Here is a 15,287-nt window from a genome sequence, read left to right as displayed (position 1 = left end):
AGGGAACGCCATGAGCGAGTGGCACCGCACCGCGTGCAGCCTCTGCTACCTCAACTGCGGACTGGAAGTGCAGGTCGAGGGCCGGAAGATCACCCGCGTCCGCGGCGACAAGGCGCACCCGCGCTCGGCCGGGTACCTGTGCCAGAAGGCGCAGCGCCTGACCTGGTACGGCGATCACGGCGACCGGCTGACGACACCGCTGCGCCGGCGTCCCGACGGCACCCACGAGCCCATCGACTGGGACACCGCGCTCACCGAGATCGCCGCGAAGCTGCACGCGATCCGGGACGCCGACACCGCGGCCGGCCGGCCCGGCTCGTTCGCCTACGTCGGCGGCGGTGGGCAGGGCAACCACTCCGGCGGCGCGTACGGCGCGTCGCTGCTGAAGTGGATGAACTCGACGCGCCACTTCAACGCGCTGTCGCAGGAGAAGACCGGTGACTTCTGGGTCAACGGGCAGCTGTTCGGCTCGACGCTCGTGCACACGGCCGAGGACGTCGAGCACTGCGACCTGCTGCTCGTGCTCGGCTGCAACCCCTGGCAGGCCCACGGGTTCAGCAACGCGCGGCACGCGCTCAACACCATCAAGAACGATCCCGCGCGCAAGATGATCGTGCTCGATCCGCGGCGCACGGAGACCGCGGAGATCGCCGACCTGCACCTGCCGCTGCGCCCGGGCACCGACGCCTACCTGCTGGGCGCGATCCTGGCGCTGGTGCTCGAACGCGGCGGCGCCGACGAGGAGTTCCTCGCCACGCGCACCGAAGGCTTCGACGAGGTCGCCGCGGTGCTGGGGAAGATCCCGGTGGACGAGTGGATCGCGCACGCCGAAGTGTCCCGTGTGGACGTCGAGCGGGCCGTCGACCTGATCCTCGCGGCCTCGGCGATGACCGTGCGGGTCGAGCTGGGCATCCAGCAGGGCCGGCACTCGACGCTCAACAGCTACCTCGAGAAGCTGCTTTACCTGGTGACCGGGCACTTCGGCCGGCGCGGCACGAACAACCTGCACTCGTGGCTGCTGCCGCTGTGGGGTTCGGCCGGCGGGCAGCGGTCCGAGATCACCGGGTTCGAGTACATCGGCGGCCTGCTGCCGGCGAACACCCTGGCCGAGGAGATCCTCACCGACCACCCGAACCGGGTGCGCGCGCTGTGGGTGGAGTCGTCCAACCCGGCCAACACGTTCGCGGGCACGCGCGAGGTCGAACGGGCGGTGCGGGAGGCCGAGCTGTCCGTGGTCGTCGACGTCGCCTACACCGAGACGGCCGCGCTGGCCGAGTACGTGCTGCCGGCGGCGTCCCAGCACGAGAAGTGGGAGTTCACGCTCTTCACCTTCGAGTGGCCGACGAACTACTTCCAGCTGCGGCCGCCGTTGCTGGACCCGCTGCCGGGCACGCTCGTCGAAGCCGAAATCTACACACGGCTGTTCGACGCGCTGGGCGTGCTGCCGCCGTCCGACGTCCTCGCGTCCCTGGCCGCCGGGCCGCGTGCCGAGCTGCAGGCGGGGATCGGTGCGCTGGTGCAGGCGATGCCGGAGCGCTCTGCGATCCTGCCGGTGCTCCTCTACCGGACGCTGGGCGCGTCACTGCCCGACGGCGCGGCGTCGATCGCGCCGCTGTGGGCCGGGTGTCACCGGGCGGCGAAGACGATGACCGTGCCGGTGCAACGCGCTTTGGGGAGCTCTTCGACCGGGTTGGAGCTCGGGGAGGAGCTGTTCTCGCGCGTCTTGGCCGGCCCGACGCCGTTCTCCGCCCACGAACAGGACGAAGTGTGGAGCCTGATGCGCCGCTCGCGCGTCCGGTTGGCGGTGCCGGAGCTGCTGGAGTGGCTGGGTTCTCTGGACCCGGCCGCGGAACGGCCCGACCCGGCGTTCCCGTACTCCCTGCTCAACGGCCAGCGCCGGGCGCACAACGCGAACCAGATCCTGCGCGACCCGCGCTGGCGCCGCACGGATCCGGACGGCGCGCTGCGTGCGCGTCCCGAAGAGCTGGCTTCCATCGGCGCTTCGGCGGGCGACTGGGTGGCGGTCGTGACGCCGGCCGGCCGCGTCGTCGTCCGCGCGGAGGCCGACCCGGCGATGCGGCCGGGCCAGCTTTCCCTGCCGCACGGCTACGGCATGGCCCACCCGGACGCGCACGGCCGGCGCGTGGTCAGTGGTCCCCGGATCAACCTGCTGACCGACGCGCTGGACCGCGACCCGATCGCCGGGACCCCGCACCACAAGGACGTTCCGGCGCGCCTGGAGCCGGCGACGGAGGAGGAACGGGCCCGCGCGGAGGCGGACAGCGCGCGCGTCCGCGAGACCGTCGCGAGTGGACGATCCTGACGCTTCGCCCGTTAAGGTGGACCCCTCCGATCGAAGGGGGCCCATGCGCAAGATCGTTTCGAACCTGTTCATCTCGCTCGACGGCGTGGTCGAGGCGCCCGACAAGTGGTCACTCCGGTACTGGACCGACGAAATCGGCCGGGCGGTCGGCGGCGGGATGGCCGCGGCCGACGCGATGCTGCTCGGGCGCGTCACCTACGAAGGGTTCGCGGAGGCGTGGCCCGGCCGCACCGTCGAGGACGACGAAGGTGCCGAGTTCATGAACAACGTCCGCAAATACGTGCTTTCGTCGACTTTGTCCGAAGTGGGCTGGAACAATTCGACGCTGCTGACCGGCGATCCCGCCGAGGCCGTCCGGGCGCTGAAGGTTTCGCCCGGGGGCGACATCATGACCAGCGGCAGCACGACGGCGGTGCGCTGGCTGCTGTCCGAAGGCCTGGTCGACGAGCTGAACCTGCTGCTGTACCCGATCGTCGTGGGGCGGGGAAAGCGGCTGTTCCCCGAGGAAGGGCCGACGTTCCCGCTGGTGCTGAAGAAGTCGGCCACCTTCGGCAACGGCGTCGTCCAGCTGACGTACGTCCCGGCGTGAGCACGCCGTTCCGCATCGAGGTCCCGGAAGCGGATCTCGACGACCTGCGCGCGCGGCTGCGCCGGACCCGCTGGCCCGAGGCCGGGCCGGACGACTGGAGCCAGGGCACGCCGCTGGAATACCTGCGTTCCCTGTGCGAATACTGGGCTTCCGGTTACGACTGGCGTGCGCTGGAAGCGAGGGTGAACCGGTTTCCGCAGTACCGCACGGAAATCGACGGCCTGGGTATCCACTTCCTGCACGTGCGGTCGCCTTCACCTGGCGCGCTCCCGCTGATCCTGACGCACGGGTGGCCCGGCTCGTTCCTGGAGTTCACCAAGGTGATTCCCCTCCTGTCGGAGGAGTTCCACCTGGTGATCCCGTCGCTGCCGGGCTACGGCTTCAGCGACAAGCCGTCGTCGCCGGGCTGGGGGATCGAGCGCATCGCTGCCGCGTGGGCCGCGCTGATGGCCGGCTTGGGCTACACCCGGTACGGCGCCCAGGGCGGCGACTGGGGGACGTCGATCACGACGTCGCTGGCCCAGCAGGACGCCGGTCATCTGGCGGGCATCCACCTGAACCCGCCGATCGCGGCCCCGGACCCGTCGACGTTCGGCGACATGACTTCGGCCGAGCGCTCGGCGCTTTCCGACCTGGAGCACGCGCAGCGCTGGGAGGACGGGTATTCGGTGCTGCAGTCGACCCGCCCGCAGACGGTGGGTTACGGGTTGCTGGACTCCCCGGCCGGGCTGTGCGGCTGGCTGGTGGAGAAGTTCCACGCGTGGTCGGACGGCTTCCCGTTCACCCGCGACGAGCTGCTGGACGACGTGACGCTGTACTGGCTGACAGGCACGGCGGCGTCGTCGGCGCGGTTGTACTGGGAGAGCATCCGGAAGGTGCAGCGGTGGTTCTCGGAGGCCACGGACGACACGGTGGACGTGCCGACGGGCTGTTCGATCTTCCCGAAGGAGATGCCACGCCCGTCGCGCCGGTGGGCTTCGCGGCGGTACACGGACATCCGCCATTGGAATGAGCTGGAGCGGGGCGGTCATTTCGCGGCTTATGAGCAGCCTGAGCTGTTCGCCGACGAGGTACGGACGTTCTTCCGGATGGTCCGTTGACCATGGATCTGCAGAGTGTGGTGGGCCGGACGATCCAGTCGGTGTGGAAGATCCTCCACCGCGACGGCACGTCTGCCGAGTTGCAGGTCAAGTTGTCAGCCGGGTCGTGTCTTGCTTTTACGGTGTGGACTGACTGGTCACTGCGCGCAGAACTACGCGGCCCAGGCCTCCCCGGCTATCTGTGGCCTCCTGCCGACTTCGCCTGGCAGAAGCTGCCGGCGCCGTTGTCGGAGATTGTGCGGGTGACGGAGCTGTTCGACGAGGCCGGTGGGCTGAGCGGCGCCGACCTGGAGAGCCACGGCGCTGTCGTAGCGGTCCGATCCCACGGTGGCGAGCTCGTCGTCACTTGGACGAGCGCTTGAAGCCCTTCGGGTCGGCCAAATACTCGTCCAGCTCCGGATCCTCGTGCAGCTCGGTGAACCGGTCCTCCACATCCCGCCCCAGCTCCACCCGCAACCGCGCCAACGCCGCCCGCACATCCGCGTTGAACTGCGAGCACCGCGCCTCCCGCCACGGGCCGGGGTCCGGTGGATAGTCCCAGTTCAGCGACTCGTCGTACTGCTCCACCAGGCTGTCCAGCGAAGCACGCAGAGCAACACTGATCGGCAGGTCGTCGAGGTCCGCCGGGCCGAGGTCGTCCCACAGCACGGCCCCGGACCCCGCGTCGAAGAAGAACCTCAGTTGACCTGGCGCTGCTGACCCTGCCAAAACGGCTCCCGGAGCTTGAACTTCTGGATCTTCCCCGTCGCCGTCCGTGGCAGCTCCTCCAGGAACTCCACCCGCTTCGGGCACTTGTACCCCGCCAGATACTCCCGGCAGTGCTTGATCAGCTCCTCCGCACTCACCTCCGCGGAAGTGACCACCAAAGCCGTCACCAGCTCGCCCCACTTCTCGTCCGGGATGCCGATCACCGCCGCCTCGCGGACCGCCGGGTGCGAGTTCAGCGCGTCCTCCACCTCGATCGACGACACGTTCTCGCCGCCCGAGATGATCACGTCCTTCTTGCGGTCGGCGATCGTCAGGTACCCATCCGAGAAGGACCCACCGTCGCCCGTGTGGAACCAGTTGCCCTCCTGGACCCGCGCCGTCTCGTCGGGGTTCTCCCAATACCCGTCCAGGTTGTGGTTCGACTGCGCGAGCACCTCGCCGTCCGTGTCGACGGCGATCCGGACGCCCAGCGCCGGCGTCCCCGCGCGGCCCAGGAGCCGGGCCTGCTCGTGCGGGTCCAGGTCCGCCCACTCGCTGCGCATCCGGTTGACCGTCAGCAACGGCGCCGTCTCGGTCAGCCCGTAGATCTGGATGAACTCCCAGCCCAGCTCCGCCCGCACCCGCTCGATCGTGCGCGTCGGCGGCGGGGCGCCGGCCACCACGATCCGGACGCGGTCGCGGCCCGGGATCTCGCCCTCCCAGGTCGCGGCGGCGTCCAGCGCCGCCGTGACCACCGCGGGCGCGGCACAAAGGATCGTCACGCCGTGCTCGTCGATGCGCCGCAGGATCTCGGTGCCGTCGACCTTCCGCAGCACGATGTGCCGCCCGCCGAGTCCGGTCACCGCGTAGGGCATGCCCCAGCCGTTGCAGTGGAACATCGGCAGCGTGTGCAGCAGGACGTCGTTGTCGCTCAACGTCGTGTGCAGGCCGAACACGGCCGCATTCAGCCAGATGTTGCGCTGGGTGAGCTGCACGCCCTTCGGCCGGGCGGTCGTGCCCGAGGTGTAGTTGATGGTCGCCGTCGCGGACTCGTCGCCGGCCCACGGACGGGGGGACGCGTCGCCGCCCCAGATCGCCTCGTCGTCGCGGCCCAGGACGAAGACGTGCTTGGCCGTCACCGTGTCCAGCAGGTGCGCCAGCTCGGGGTCGACGATCAGCACCTCGGCCCCGGAGTGCTCCACGATGTACTTGACCTCGGCCGGCGCCAGCCGGAAGTTCACCGGCACCAGGACCCGGCCCCAGCCGGACACGCCGAAGAACGACACGAGCAGCCGCGCGGCGTTGTGCGAAACCATCGCGACGCGCCCGCCGACCGGCACGCCCAGCTCGTCGAGGTGCGCGGCCTGCGCGCGGGCCCGCCGCGCCACCTCGCGGTAGGTGAGCGAACCCCAGCTCGGCGCGGGCTGGTCCGGCTCGTCGACCACCGCGACGCGGTCCGGGTACACCGTTTCCGCGCGGTCGAGGAAGTCCCGGACACCCAGATCGAAGTACATGCCCCCGATGATGACTCTTCGCAGGGTGCTCGCACCAGTCCGATGTGGTTCGCTGGAGCGCGATGGACTTCGACACGGTGGCCGGCGAGCTCTACGGGGGTGACCTCGCGGAGTTCGTCAGCGCGCGCAACGCGGCGGCGAAGGCCGCGAAGGCCGAGGGGGACGCCGAGCTCGCGACCCGGATCCGCGAACTGCGCAAACCGACCACGGCCGCGGCGATCGTCAACCGCCTGGCCAGGGAAGACGCCGCCGAACTGCGCGAGCTGGCCGAACTCGGCGACGAGCTGCGCGACGCCCACGCCCGCCTCGCCGGCGACGAGCTGCGCGCCCTGACCCGGCGTCGCGGCGAGCTGATCAGGCGGATCATCCGCGGGCTGCCGTCGATGAGCGACACCGTCTCCCGCGAGGTCGAGGCGACCCTGGAGGCCGTCGCGGCCGACCCGGGCACCGCGCGGCTCGCCGTGGCCGGGCGCCTGACGTCGGTGGCGCACCAGGACACCGACCAGTGGTTCACCCTCGCTGCGACCGCTCCGCCGTCGACCGGCAAGCGCCCGGCGAAGCTGGTGGACAAGGCCGAACCGGCGAAGCCGAAGAAGGCCGAAAAGGACCGTCGGCGCGAGGAAGAAGACCGCAAGGAGCGCGAACGCGCCCGGGCCGAGCGCGAGCGCCTGCGCAAGGAAGCGGCCGAGCTGGCCAAGGAGCGCGCGGTGGCCGAGCGCGACCTGGTCCGCACCGAACGCGCGGCCGAGCAGGCGACGGCCCGCGTCGAGGACCTGCGCACCCGCCTGGCGGAGGCCGAGGAACGGGCCGGGCGCGCGACGGCGGAGTTCGAGAAGGCGAAGGAAACCTACGAGCAGGCCGACGCGGCCGCCGAGGAAGCGCGAAAGGCCGCCGAAGCACGCTGATTCCGTGCTACCGTGGCGATGCGCCCCGGATGGGCCTACGCACGGAGGTAGTGGCTACTCAGCCCCCTGAATCGACACGTTCTGCCTGCCCTGGCAGAAGTGTGCCCTCCGCGCGCCCGTTCCGTGTCGCTTCACGGCCTCCGGCGATCACTTCATCGCCAAAGGAGCACCTTGATCCACCTCATAACGACCGGTGCCCGCACCGGCCGGCCCCACCGCGTTCCCTTGGGAGCCTTGGACATCGACGGCCGCCTCGTCGTCGTCGCGTCGGCGATGGGCTCGCCGAAACATCCCGCCTGGTACCACAACATCCGGCACAACCCGGTGGTCACCGTCGAAACCGGCACCGAGACGTTCGAAGCGATGGCCGCGTTCCCGCCGGACCGCGACGCGGTGTTCGCCGAGATCGTCGCGCGGAAACCGGGATTCGCCGCCTACCAGGCGAAAACGGCTCGCGTGCTGCCGGTCGTGGAGCTGCACCGCCTCGAAGCCGTGCGCCGCATGGGCGACTGGCTCGTCGAGGTGCACGACTGGCTGCGCGCCGAGCTGCGGGAGCTTCGCAACGGCGGGTCGCAGCGCCTGAGCACGCGGTGTTCCGGCTTCTGCGCCGCCCTCACCCGGCACCACACCGGGGAAGGCGCGGCGATCTTCCCGATGCTGGCCGCGCGCTTCCCGGCGCTCGCGCCGGCGCTGGACAAACTCGGCGAGGACCACGTCGTCGTCGCGCGGTTGCAGGAGGAGATCCAGCGGCTCGTCGACGAGGAAACCGATCCCGCCCGGCTGCGGACGGAGTTCGACCGGCTGGCGTCCGCTTTGGACGACCACTTCGCCTACGAGGAACGCACGATCGTCACCGCCCTGAACGCCCTCCTGCCCGCGCCCGGCTGATCAGAGCAGCACTTCGGCCAGCCGCCGGTGGTTCTCGGCCTCGATCTCGGCCGACCGGCCGATCACCTGCACGGCCACGTGGTCGGCGCCCGCGTCCACATGGGACCGCAGCCCCTTCGCGATCTCCTCGGGTGTCCCGTGCAGCGCGAGGTCGTCGATCAGCCGGTCACTGCCGCCGCCCGCGACGTCGGCGTCGGTGTACCCGTGGCGCAGCAGGTTGTTCACGTAGTTGCGCAGCCCGAGGTAGGGCTCGCGGATGAAGGCGCGGCCGACTTCGCGAGCCTCCTCGGGGGCGCCGACGACGACTTTCTGCTCCGGGGCCAGGATCTTGCCCGCCCCCAGGACCGACCGGGCGTGCCGCGTGTGCGCGACCGGCACGAGGTACGGGTGCGCGCCCGCGGTGCGCTCGGCGGCCAGCCGCAGCACGCGGTCGCCGAGCGCGGCGAGCACCCGGGCCTCGGCGGGCACGCCGGCCGCGTCGAGCCGGTCGAGGAAGCCGACGAGCGTGTCGTACGGGCTGTGGTACTCGGTGACCGACTCGGGGTGGCCGACGCCGATGCCCAGCAGCAAGCGCTTTCCATACCGGTCCGCCAGCCGGTGGTACGACTCGGCCAGCGGCTCCGGCTCGTCGGCCCAGACGTTCACGATCGCCGTCGCCACGGTGATCCGCTCGGTCGAAGCCAGGATGTCTTCGACGAAGGCGAGGTCGCTGATCGAGGCCCGCCCGGTGCCGAGCCAGGCCGTGCCGTAGCCGAGCTCGTCCGCCGCGACGGCGTGCTGCTTGCGGGTCGCGTCGTCACGGTGCGGGGAGAGGAACAGGCCGTAGGTGCCCAGGTTCGCTACATGTGTCATAGGGGTAAATGTAGCAAATGTAGCGCGGTCAGTTCGAGAGGCGGTGTAACCACTCCCGCAGCAGGTGCCGCTCGGTCGTGGTCAGCTCGTCGACGTCGTCCGCGAGCGCGGTCGACAAAGCGACCGCGAGCGCGCCGACGGACGAGCCTTCGGCCGGTCGCTCGGTGAGCAGCCCCGCCAGGACGGCCTCCCTGACCTGCGCAGACATCGCCAGATCGCGACTCTCCTCGGGCTGGGCGATCAAGCTGAGCGTGACCCCGCTGTTCGCCGCCGCGAGCTGCCGCGCCGCCTCCGTCGCCTCGACGCGCAGCCGGCCGTCACGCGCGAGCGGTGTGAACAGCTCCAGCAACATCGCCTCGGCGCTGGAGGTGAGGTTGCACGGCACCCCCGGCTCGATCTGGCCGTAGAGCAGCACGTAGAACTGCGGGTTTTCCAGGCCGTACTCGACGTGCCGGTCCCAGCCGGCGCGGATCCGGTCCACCGGGTCGCCGCCCGGTGCGGGGGCCTGCACGTACTGCGTGAAGCCGTAGTTCACGACGGCGTCGAGCAGGCCCTGCTTGCTGCCGAAGTGGTGGTACAGCGTGGGGGCCTGGACGCCGGCGCGTTCGCAGATCGCCCGCGTCGACACCGGACCGCCCGGCGCCTCGTGCAGGAGCTGCCCGGCGGCCAGCAGCAGGCGGTCGCGGGTGCTGGTGGCGTTGCTCGATCGTCCGGCCATGTAGCAATTGTAGCGCCAGCTTGTAGCGCTACTGTGGAACGTCAGGTCCGCAACCGCAGCTGCACCCGGCGAAGCCCGGCGAAGGCGTTCAGCACCGCCGGGTCGGTCGTCGCCGCGTCCGGGCGCACCGAGCGGTAGCCGTCCAGGAGCGCCTCCCGCAGCTCGTCCCGCTGCGGCAGGTGTTTCAGCTCGTCGAGCGCCACGGCGAGGTCGTAGGCGTAGTGCCCGTACCCGCAGTCGTCGAAGTCGATCGCCCGGACCCGGCCGCGGTGGAACAGGTAGTTCTCCTGGCGCAGGTCGCCGTGGACCAGGCCGAAGACACCTGAGCCGCACCCCAGCTCGGTCCGTACCGCCCGCACCCGCGCGGCCGCGGTGCGGACCCGTTCGTCGCCGCCGGCCAGCGCGACCGCCCGGTCGAGCACGGCGTCGGAGAAGCCGTCGACCTGCGCGCGGCCGAACTCGGTCAGGTCGTCGACGCGGCCGCGGTCGAGGCCGTTCATCCGCGCGCCGTGCAGGTGCAGCCGCGCGGTGAACTCGCCGACCGCGTAGAGCTGCGGCGCGCTGAGCCGTTCGTCGACGAACCGGCCGTCGACCCAGTGGCAGAGCACGCAGGTGCGGGGCTCCGGCACCGCCGGGTCGGCGACCACGGTCACCCAGTCCCGCGCCCGCGTCGGCACCGGCCGCGGCACCACGAGGTCCGTTTCGCGGCCCAGCGCGGCGAGCCACGCCATTTCGGCCCGCACCTGCGCGGCGCCCGGGCCGTCCGCGCGCTGCACGCGCAGCACGTACCGGTGGCCGTCCGCGCCGTCGACGCGGAACGTCGTGTTGACCCCGCGCCCGAGCGGCGTCAGGCGGGCCACCGGTACGTCGTAGGCGGTCAAGGCGCTTTCGGCGAGCCGGCGCAGGCGCCGCGTGCGGCCCGAGCGGTCGAGCCCGGCGAACGGCCGGTCGTTCGCCGTCGAGCCCGCCATGGCCCAGGTGCTCAGCTGATCGACCGTTCCGGCTCGCGGGAGTGCGCGACGAGCTCGATCGCCGGCGTGTGGCGCCCGCCGCCGCCCAGCCGCTCGACCCCGCGCAGGCCCTCGACCAGCCGCTCGACCTCGGTGTCCGGCCGCACCCCGAAGCGCATGAACTGACTGGTCATGCCGATCTTGTTGCCGCACTGGCGCACCAGCAGGTGGTGCTCGGCGAGCAGGTAGTCGCACAGCTCGGCGCCGTCGACCGAGCCGGGCAGCTTGACGAGCAGGAAGTTCGCCTGCGACGGGAACACCGTCAGCTCCGGGAACTGGTTCAGCTGCGAGTTCATCATGAACCGGTCGAGGGCGAGCTTCTTGAGGCTGTCCTCGTACTCCGCGCGGTGCTCGGCGAGCATGAAGATGATGGTCTCGGCGAGCGAGTTGACGTTCCACTTCGGCAGCGCGGCCGACAGCTTGCGCGTCAGCGCCGGGTTCGACACCTGGTAGCCGAACCGGATCCCGTGCAGCCCGAAGTTCTTGCCGAGGCTCTTCAGCACGATGACGTTCGGCCGCACGACGGCTTCGGCGGCCACCGACGGGCTCATCTCGGCCTCGACGAAGTCGATGAACGACTCGTCGATCACCACGAGGTCGAGGTCTTCGAGCGCGTCCATGAACCGGATCACCTCGCGGCGCGGCAGGTACCCGCCGTCGGGGTTGTTCGGATTGCACAGCACCGCGACCCGGGAGCCGCGGCGCTTGATGAACTCGACGTAGGAGTCCACGCGCAGCTCGAAGTTGTCGGACTCCTTGAGCAGGAACATGTCGACGCGCTTGCCGGTCTCGAGGGGCTGGTCGGTCCAGCGGCCGAACGTCGGGATCGGCACGGCGATGCTGGCGTCGACCAGCAGCCGGTCGATCCAGGTGATCAGCTCCGTCGAGCCGTTGGCCAGGGAGATCGTCGACGGGTTGAGCCGCAGCACGTGCGCCAGCTGCGCGGTGATCGCGCTCGCGTCGCTCGGGTAGAACTTCAGGATCGTGCGGAGGTTGCGCTCGAGCTCGCCGAACATCGCGTCGGTCGGGAAGTACGGGTTGCAGGGGATGCAGAGGTCCGCGAGGTCGTCGGCGTGCTGTCCCATCGCCCTGGCCACGGAGAAGAACGACGGGCTGTGGGCTGCGCTCTGCTGGAAAAGGCCTCTGGTGGTCATACCGTGCCGCACGCGTGGTCTCCGTCCGCCGCTTTACCGGCCCCTTGCCTTCCCGATGAGGACACGGGTGAATCGGACGGGCGGTTCAATGCCGGACAGCGCGTAGACCCCGGTGCCGGCGAGCACGGCCGTGGCTAGCACGGACAACGCGAGGACGGGCAGCGGTGCGGCCAGCGGGTCGATGCCGGTGAAGGACTCGACGCCGATGACCGCGGTGAGCAGGGCGTCGGCGCCGACGGCGATCCGGACGACGCGCAGCCGGTGGCTCTCCGGCCAGCGGGTGAACCGCAGGATCCAGGCCAGCGCGGGGAGCACGAGGATCGCGTGCATGGCGACCGCGTGCAGCGGCTTGAGCGAGCCGGCGGTGGTGTAGGCGCCCTGTGGGTCGCCGCCGCGGGCCTCGACGACGCCGCGGGCGATCATCACCGCGCCGGTGGCCAGCGCGACCAGGAGCACGACCAGGCCGGCGCGGACGGCCAGGCGCAGGCTCGCCGCCTCCGGACCGGGCTCGACCAGCGCCGCGGCCGTGAACCCGATGATCGTCAGGATGATCACGCCACCGCCGGCGGCGAGCGTCATCGAAACGGCGTTGTCGAACGGCGTCTCGAAGTTGAAGTGCGACGGCACCCCGCGCCAGGACTGCATGCTGACCAGGGCGACCTCGGCGACGCTCGCGGCCGTGAACGCGCCGAGGAGGATCGAGCGCACTCGGGGCCGGAGGGTGAGGAACGACGTCGCCCAGGCGACCGACGCGAGCGTCAGCCCGAACGACAGGCCGAACGTGACGGCCTTGCGCATCGACAGCGGGCCCAGCCACGAGCCGCCGGTGGCGATGAGGACGATCGCGTGCACGACGCCGCTCAGGAACAGCGCCGCGCCGACGGCGTGGGCGATGCGCTCGGCTCGTCTTCCTTCGTGCCAGGCCCGGGTCACTGCGTTCATGGCGTCGAGTGTCGCGCCGGGGAGGCGGTCACCGCGTCGGCCCGGTGGCGGCACCGCGGCGTACGACGACGGACGTACGGCAATCGAGGAGAAATGTCGAAAAGCGTTGGTAAAGGAATTGCGTTGTTCTTGACCGAATATGGGTGAAACACGTGGGCGGCGACACTCGCCAGGCGGATGCGCTGCGGCCGCGGGAGTTCTACCATCGAATCATGTACATCGCCCTGCTGACCTACACGGCGCCCGAAACAGAAGTCGACTACGCGCTACCGGACCATTCGGACTGGTTGCGCAAGCAATTCACGAAAGGAGTGTTCCTCGTTTCCGGAAAGGGGAACGGTGCGGCCGACCACGTGATCCTGACGCGTTCGGTGCTGCGCGGCAGGCTCGACGCGATCCTCGCCAGTGATCCGTTCGTCATCCGGCGCCTCGCCCGCTACGAGGTCATCGAGTTCGCCGCCACGCGCACCGCTCAGGAGCTGCTGGCGATCAACGAGGCCATCGCCTCCTGAGGGTATTCCGCCACGGTCGGGTGGCCCGGCGACGAGGCCCCGCCACCCGCCGGCGAAGAGTGCTCACCTGCCGGCCCGCTTAGGATCGGGACGTCCGGATGTCCAGCAGGGAGCGTGCGATGAAGACCCCCGACCTCGTCTTCCGGGGCCGCCGGTTGAGCAGGGACCGCGCACTGGTGCTGGCCGCGGTCGACGTGCTCCCGGAGCCGGATACGGCGCGGGACGTGGTACTGGGCGCGGTCGAGGACGGCGCCGATCTCGTGGGTTTCGCCGGAATCGGCGTCGAGCCCCTGGTTGCGTGGGCCCGCTCGAAGTTCCCGGATCTCTTCCTGGCCGTCGACACCGCGGACGCTGAGGTGGCCGCCGCGTGTTGTGAGGCCGGCGCCGACCTGATCCTCGCGCGGAGTGACCTCACCGACGTCGCGGCGCGGTTCGGAGCGGGTTACGCCGGTTCTTCGGTTCCTGCCGCGCCCGGGTTCCTCCTGGACGCCGGGTTCCTCCTGGACGCCGGGGTGCTGCGGGCGCCGCCGTCGCTGCTACGGGACGTGCCGGTGCTGGTTTCGGTCGCCGGCGACGGGACGCCCGCCGGACTGGCGCTGGCGGCGCTCGCGGCGTCGGCCGGGGCGGCGATCATCCGGACCCGGCACGTGCGCGCGACGAGGCACGTGGCCGAGATGGCGGCGAGCATCGCGGGCACGCGCCCGCCGGCGAAGGCGGTCCGGTGGGAGTGATCCGGCAGGTCTGGCCGGTCGACCGCGGTCTCGACGACCACGACCTGGAGCAGCTCTACCAGTACCCGGCCGGTCCCCGGTGGGTCGCGGTCAACTTCGTGTCCAGCACGGACGGCGCGAGCACGGTCGAGGGCCGCTCGGCGGCCCTGTCGACCCCGGCCGACCGCATCGTCTACCGGCTGGGCAACGACCTGGCGGACGTGGTGCTGGTGGGCGCGGGCACGGCGATGGCGGAGGGGTTCGAGGGCATGCGCCCCGACGCGCGCACGGCCGAGCGCCGCCGCCGGTTCGGGCTGGCCCCGATCGCCCCGGTCGCGGTGGTGACGACGGGGCGTTCCCTGCCCCCGGACGCCCCGGTGATCACGAAGGCGGCGCCTTCGTCGCTGCGTGACGGATGGGTGGCGAACGGGGCCCGGGTGTTCGTCGTGGGCGCTTCGGAGGTCTCGGCCGCCGAGGTGGTCTCGACGCTGGCGGCGGAGGGCTTGGCCCGCATCGACTGCGAAGGCGGGCCGCGGTTGTTCGGGTCGCTGATCGAGGCGGGCGTGGTCGACGAGTTCCGCTTGACGGTGGCGCCGTTCCTGGTGTCGGGGACGTCGAGCCGGGTGGCGGTGGGCGCGGCGATCGACCCGGCTTCGCTGGAGCTCGCTTCGGTTCTGACGGACGGGAACAGTGTGCTGCTGCGGTATTTGGTTCCCCGGTAGGTCGCTTTTTTGTCGGTGCCCGTGGGTAACGTGGAATCCGGGGGTTCCCTGGGCCGTTTTTGTCGGTGCCTTCCGGTAGCGTGGAAATCGGGGGCTGCCTACGCGCGTTTCCCTTGTGCTGCAACCGAAATTGCCGCGCCGCCGCGCCTCCGGGCTTCACCCGATTCAGCGATGATCTTTCGCACGTGTGTTCGGTAATGTCAGGGCATGACCACTCTTCCTCCGTCCGTCCACCGAAGACCGTCGCCGCGCCCGCGGCGATCACAGCAACCGGCGGAAGTGCTCCGCCATCTCGAGCCGTCCGGCTTCCCGCGGCGCGAGCCAGGCGAAGTCGTCGTGCTCTTCCGGGTTGAGCACGACGTCTCCGGTGCCGTCTTCTTCCACCGTGTAAACGAAAGCGTGGATCTCCATCGCGCGCCCGGCGACGTCCGGCCAGGAGTCGCGGGCGAGTTCACCCGTGACCCGCACCCGCAATCCCGTTTCCTCAGCCGCTTCCCGGACCGCGGTGGCTTCGAAGGCCTCGTCCGGCTCGGCCGTCCCGCCGGGCAGTTCCCACCGCCCCGCGAGGAAGACGCCCGGCCCGCGCCGGAGGAACAGCACCCGGTCACCGCGGGCGATCCAGCAGTAGGCCAGGTTCTTCCGCGCGATCTCCGTCATGCGC

General features: G+C 70.8%; 17 protein-coding genes. 9 read left to right on the top strand and 8 right to left on the bottom strand.

From position 1 onward, the window contains the following. Positions 1 to 10: 10 nt before the first annotated feature. The 4 genes from AB0M83_RS28770 to AB0M83_RS28755 are packed head-to-tail and all read left to right on the top strand — an operon-like array spanning position 11 to position 4,374. Complete coding sequence (locus tag AB0M83_RS28770; protein ID WP_364521516.1) at positions 11 to 2,323, top strand: molybdopterin-dependent oxidoreductase; 2,313 nt, start codon at positions 11 to 13, stop codon at positions 2,321 to 2,323. A gap of 43 nt (positions 2,324 to 2,366) precedes the next feature. Next, a complete protein-coding gene (locus AB0M83_RS28765; RefSeq protein WP_364521515.1) occupies positions 2,367 to 2,912 on the top strand; it encodes a dihydrofolate reductase family protein in 546 nt (181 codons plus the stop codon). After that, a complete protein-coding gene (locus tag AB0M83_RS28760) occupies positions 2,909 to 4,012 on the top strand; it encodes an epoxide hydrolase family protein (protein ID WP_364521514.1) in 1,104 nt (367 codons plus the stop codon). Before AB0M83_RS28765 ends, AB0M83_RS28760 begins: the two co-directional genes overlap by 4 nt. A gap of 2 nt (positions 4,013 to 4,014) precedes the next feature. Then, positions 4,015 to 4,374, top strand: coding sequence for a hypothetical protein (locus AB0M83_RS28755; RefSeq protein ID WP_364521513.1), 360 nt, complete (start codon positions 4,015 to 4,017; stop codon positions 4,372 to 4,374). Here AB0M83_RS28755 and AB0M83_RS28750 read toward each other — a convergent pair. Together AB0M83_RS28750 and AB0M83_RS28745 are read right to left on the bottom strand one after the other, a co-directional pair. Further along, positions 4,355 to 4,660 (bottom strand): hypothetical protein, encoded by a 306-nt coding sequence (locus tag AB0M83_RS28750; RefSeq protein WP_364521512.1) that lies wholly within the window; start codon positions 4,658 to 4,660, stop codon positions 4,355 to 4,357. The genes AB0M83_RS28755 and AB0M83_RS28750 overlap by 20 nt on opposite strands. Positions 4,661 to 4,689: 29 nt before the next feature. Next, positions 4,690 to 6,213 (bottom strand): AMP-binding protein, encoded by a 1,524-nt coding sequence (locus AB0M83_RS28745; protein WP_364521511.1) that lies wholly within the window; start codon positions 6,211 to 6,213, stop codon positions 4,690 to 4,692. 62 nt (positions 6,214 to 6,275) lie between these two features. Between AB0M83_RS28745 and AB0M83_RS28740 the strand changes: the two genes are divergently transcribed. Both AB0M83_RS28740 and AB0M83_RS28735 read left to right on the top strand, forming a co-directional pair. Further along, complete coding sequence (locus AB0M83_RS28740; RefSeq protein ID WP_364521510.1) at positions 6,276 to 7,118, top strand: hypothetical protein; 843 nt, start codon at positions 6,276 to 6,278, stop codon at positions 7,116 to 7,118. A 171-nt stretch (positions 7,119 to 7,289) separates the two neighbouring features. Further along, positions 7,290 to 8,006, top strand: a complete 717-nt coding sequence (locus AB0M83_RS28735) for a nitroreductase/quinone reductase family protein (protein WP_364521509.1) — start codon at positions 7,290 to 7,292, stop codon at positions 8,004 to 8,006. Here AB0M83_RS28735 and AB0M83_RS28730 read toward each other — a convergent pair whose 3' ends face one another. From AB0M83_RS28730 to AB0M83_RS28710, 5 genes are read right to left on the bottom strand one after another with little or no spacing between them, the layout of a single operon-like run. Next, positions 8,007 to 8,858, bottom strand: a complete 852-nt coding sequence (locus tag AB0M83_RS28730; protein WP_364521508.1) for a TIGR03620 family F420-dependent LLM class oxidoreductase — start codon at positions 8,856 to 8,858, stop codon at positions 8,007 to 8,009. 28 nt (positions 8,859 to 8,886) lie between these two features. Further along, on the bottom strand, positions 8,887 to 9,576 hold the full coding sequence (locus tag AB0M83_RS28725; protein ID WP_364521507.1) for a TetR/AcrR family transcriptional regulator: 690 nt from the start codon (positions 9,574 to 9,576) through the stop codon (positions 8,887 to 8,889). Between the two features lie 41 nt (positions 9,577 to 9,617). Continuing rightward, positions 9,618 to 10,547 carry a phosphotransferase gene (locus tag AB0M83_RS28720; protein WP_364521506.1) on the bottom strand — a complete coding sequence of 310 codons (930 nt, stop codon included), beginning with the start codon at positions 10,545 to 10,547 and terminating at the stop codon, positions 9,618 to 9,620. 11 nt (positions 10,548 to 10,558) lie between these two features. After that, on the bottom strand, positions 10,559 to 11,740 hold the full coding sequence (locus AB0M83_RS28715) for a histidinol-phosphate transaminase (RefSeq protein ID WP_364521505.1): 1,182 nt from the start codon (positions 11,738 to 11,740) through the stop codon (positions 10,559 to 10,561). A 33-nt stretch (positions 11,741 to 11,773) separates the two neighbouring features. Further along, entirely contained in the window at positions 11,774 to 12,682 is a 909-nt protein-coding gene (locus AB0M83_RS28710) for a hypothetical protein (RefSeq protein WP_364521504.1), read from the bottom strand. A 212-nt stretch (positions 12,683 to 12,894) separates the two neighbouring features. Between AB0M83_RS28710 and AB0M83_RS28705 the strand changes: the two genes are divergently transcribed. From AB0M83_RS28705 to AB0M83_RS28695, 3 genes are all read left to right on the top strand, one after another. Next, a complete protein-coding gene (locus tag AB0M83_RS28705) occupies positions 12,895 to 13,194 on the top strand; it encodes a hypothetical protein (protein ID WP_364521503.1) in 300 nt (99 codons plus the stop codon). A gap of 119 nt (positions 13,195 to 13,313) precedes the next feature. After that, positions 13,314 to 13,925: a dihydropteroate synthase gene (locus AB0M83_RS28700; protein ID WP_364521502.1), complete on the top strand. Its 612-nt coding sequence runs from the start codon at positions 13,314 to 13,316 to the stop codon at positions 13,923 to 13,925. Then, on the top strand, positions 13,922 to 14,626 hold the full coding sequence (locus AB0M83_RS28695) for a dihydrofolate reductase family protein (protein WP_364521556.1): 705 nt from the start codon (positions 13,922 to 13,924) through the stop codon (positions 14,624 to 14,626). Before AB0M83_RS28700 ends, AB0M83_RS28695 begins: the two co-directional genes overlap by 4 nt. Positions 14,627 to 14,887: 261 nt before the next feature. Here AB0M83_RS28695 and AB0M83_RS28690 read toward each other — a convergent pair whose 3' ends face one another. After that, the gene (locus tag AB0M83_RS28690; protein ID WP_364521501.1) at positions 14,888 to 15,283 is read right to left on the bottom strand and encodes an NUDIX hydrolase; all 396 of its coding nucleotides are present in this window, start codon (positions 15,281 to 15,283) and stop codon (positions 14,888 to 14,890) included. Positions 15,284 to 15,287 lie beyond the last annotated feature (4 nt).

The organism is Amycolatopsis sp. NPDC051106, from assembly GCF_040682775.1.
Taxonomy (GTDB): domain Bacteria; phylum Actinomycetota; class Actinomycetes; order Mycobacteriales; family Pseudonocardiaceae; genus Amycolatopsis.
Note: the sequence above shows the minus strand (reverse complement) of the source record. Positions and strands in the feature narration are given on the sequence as shown.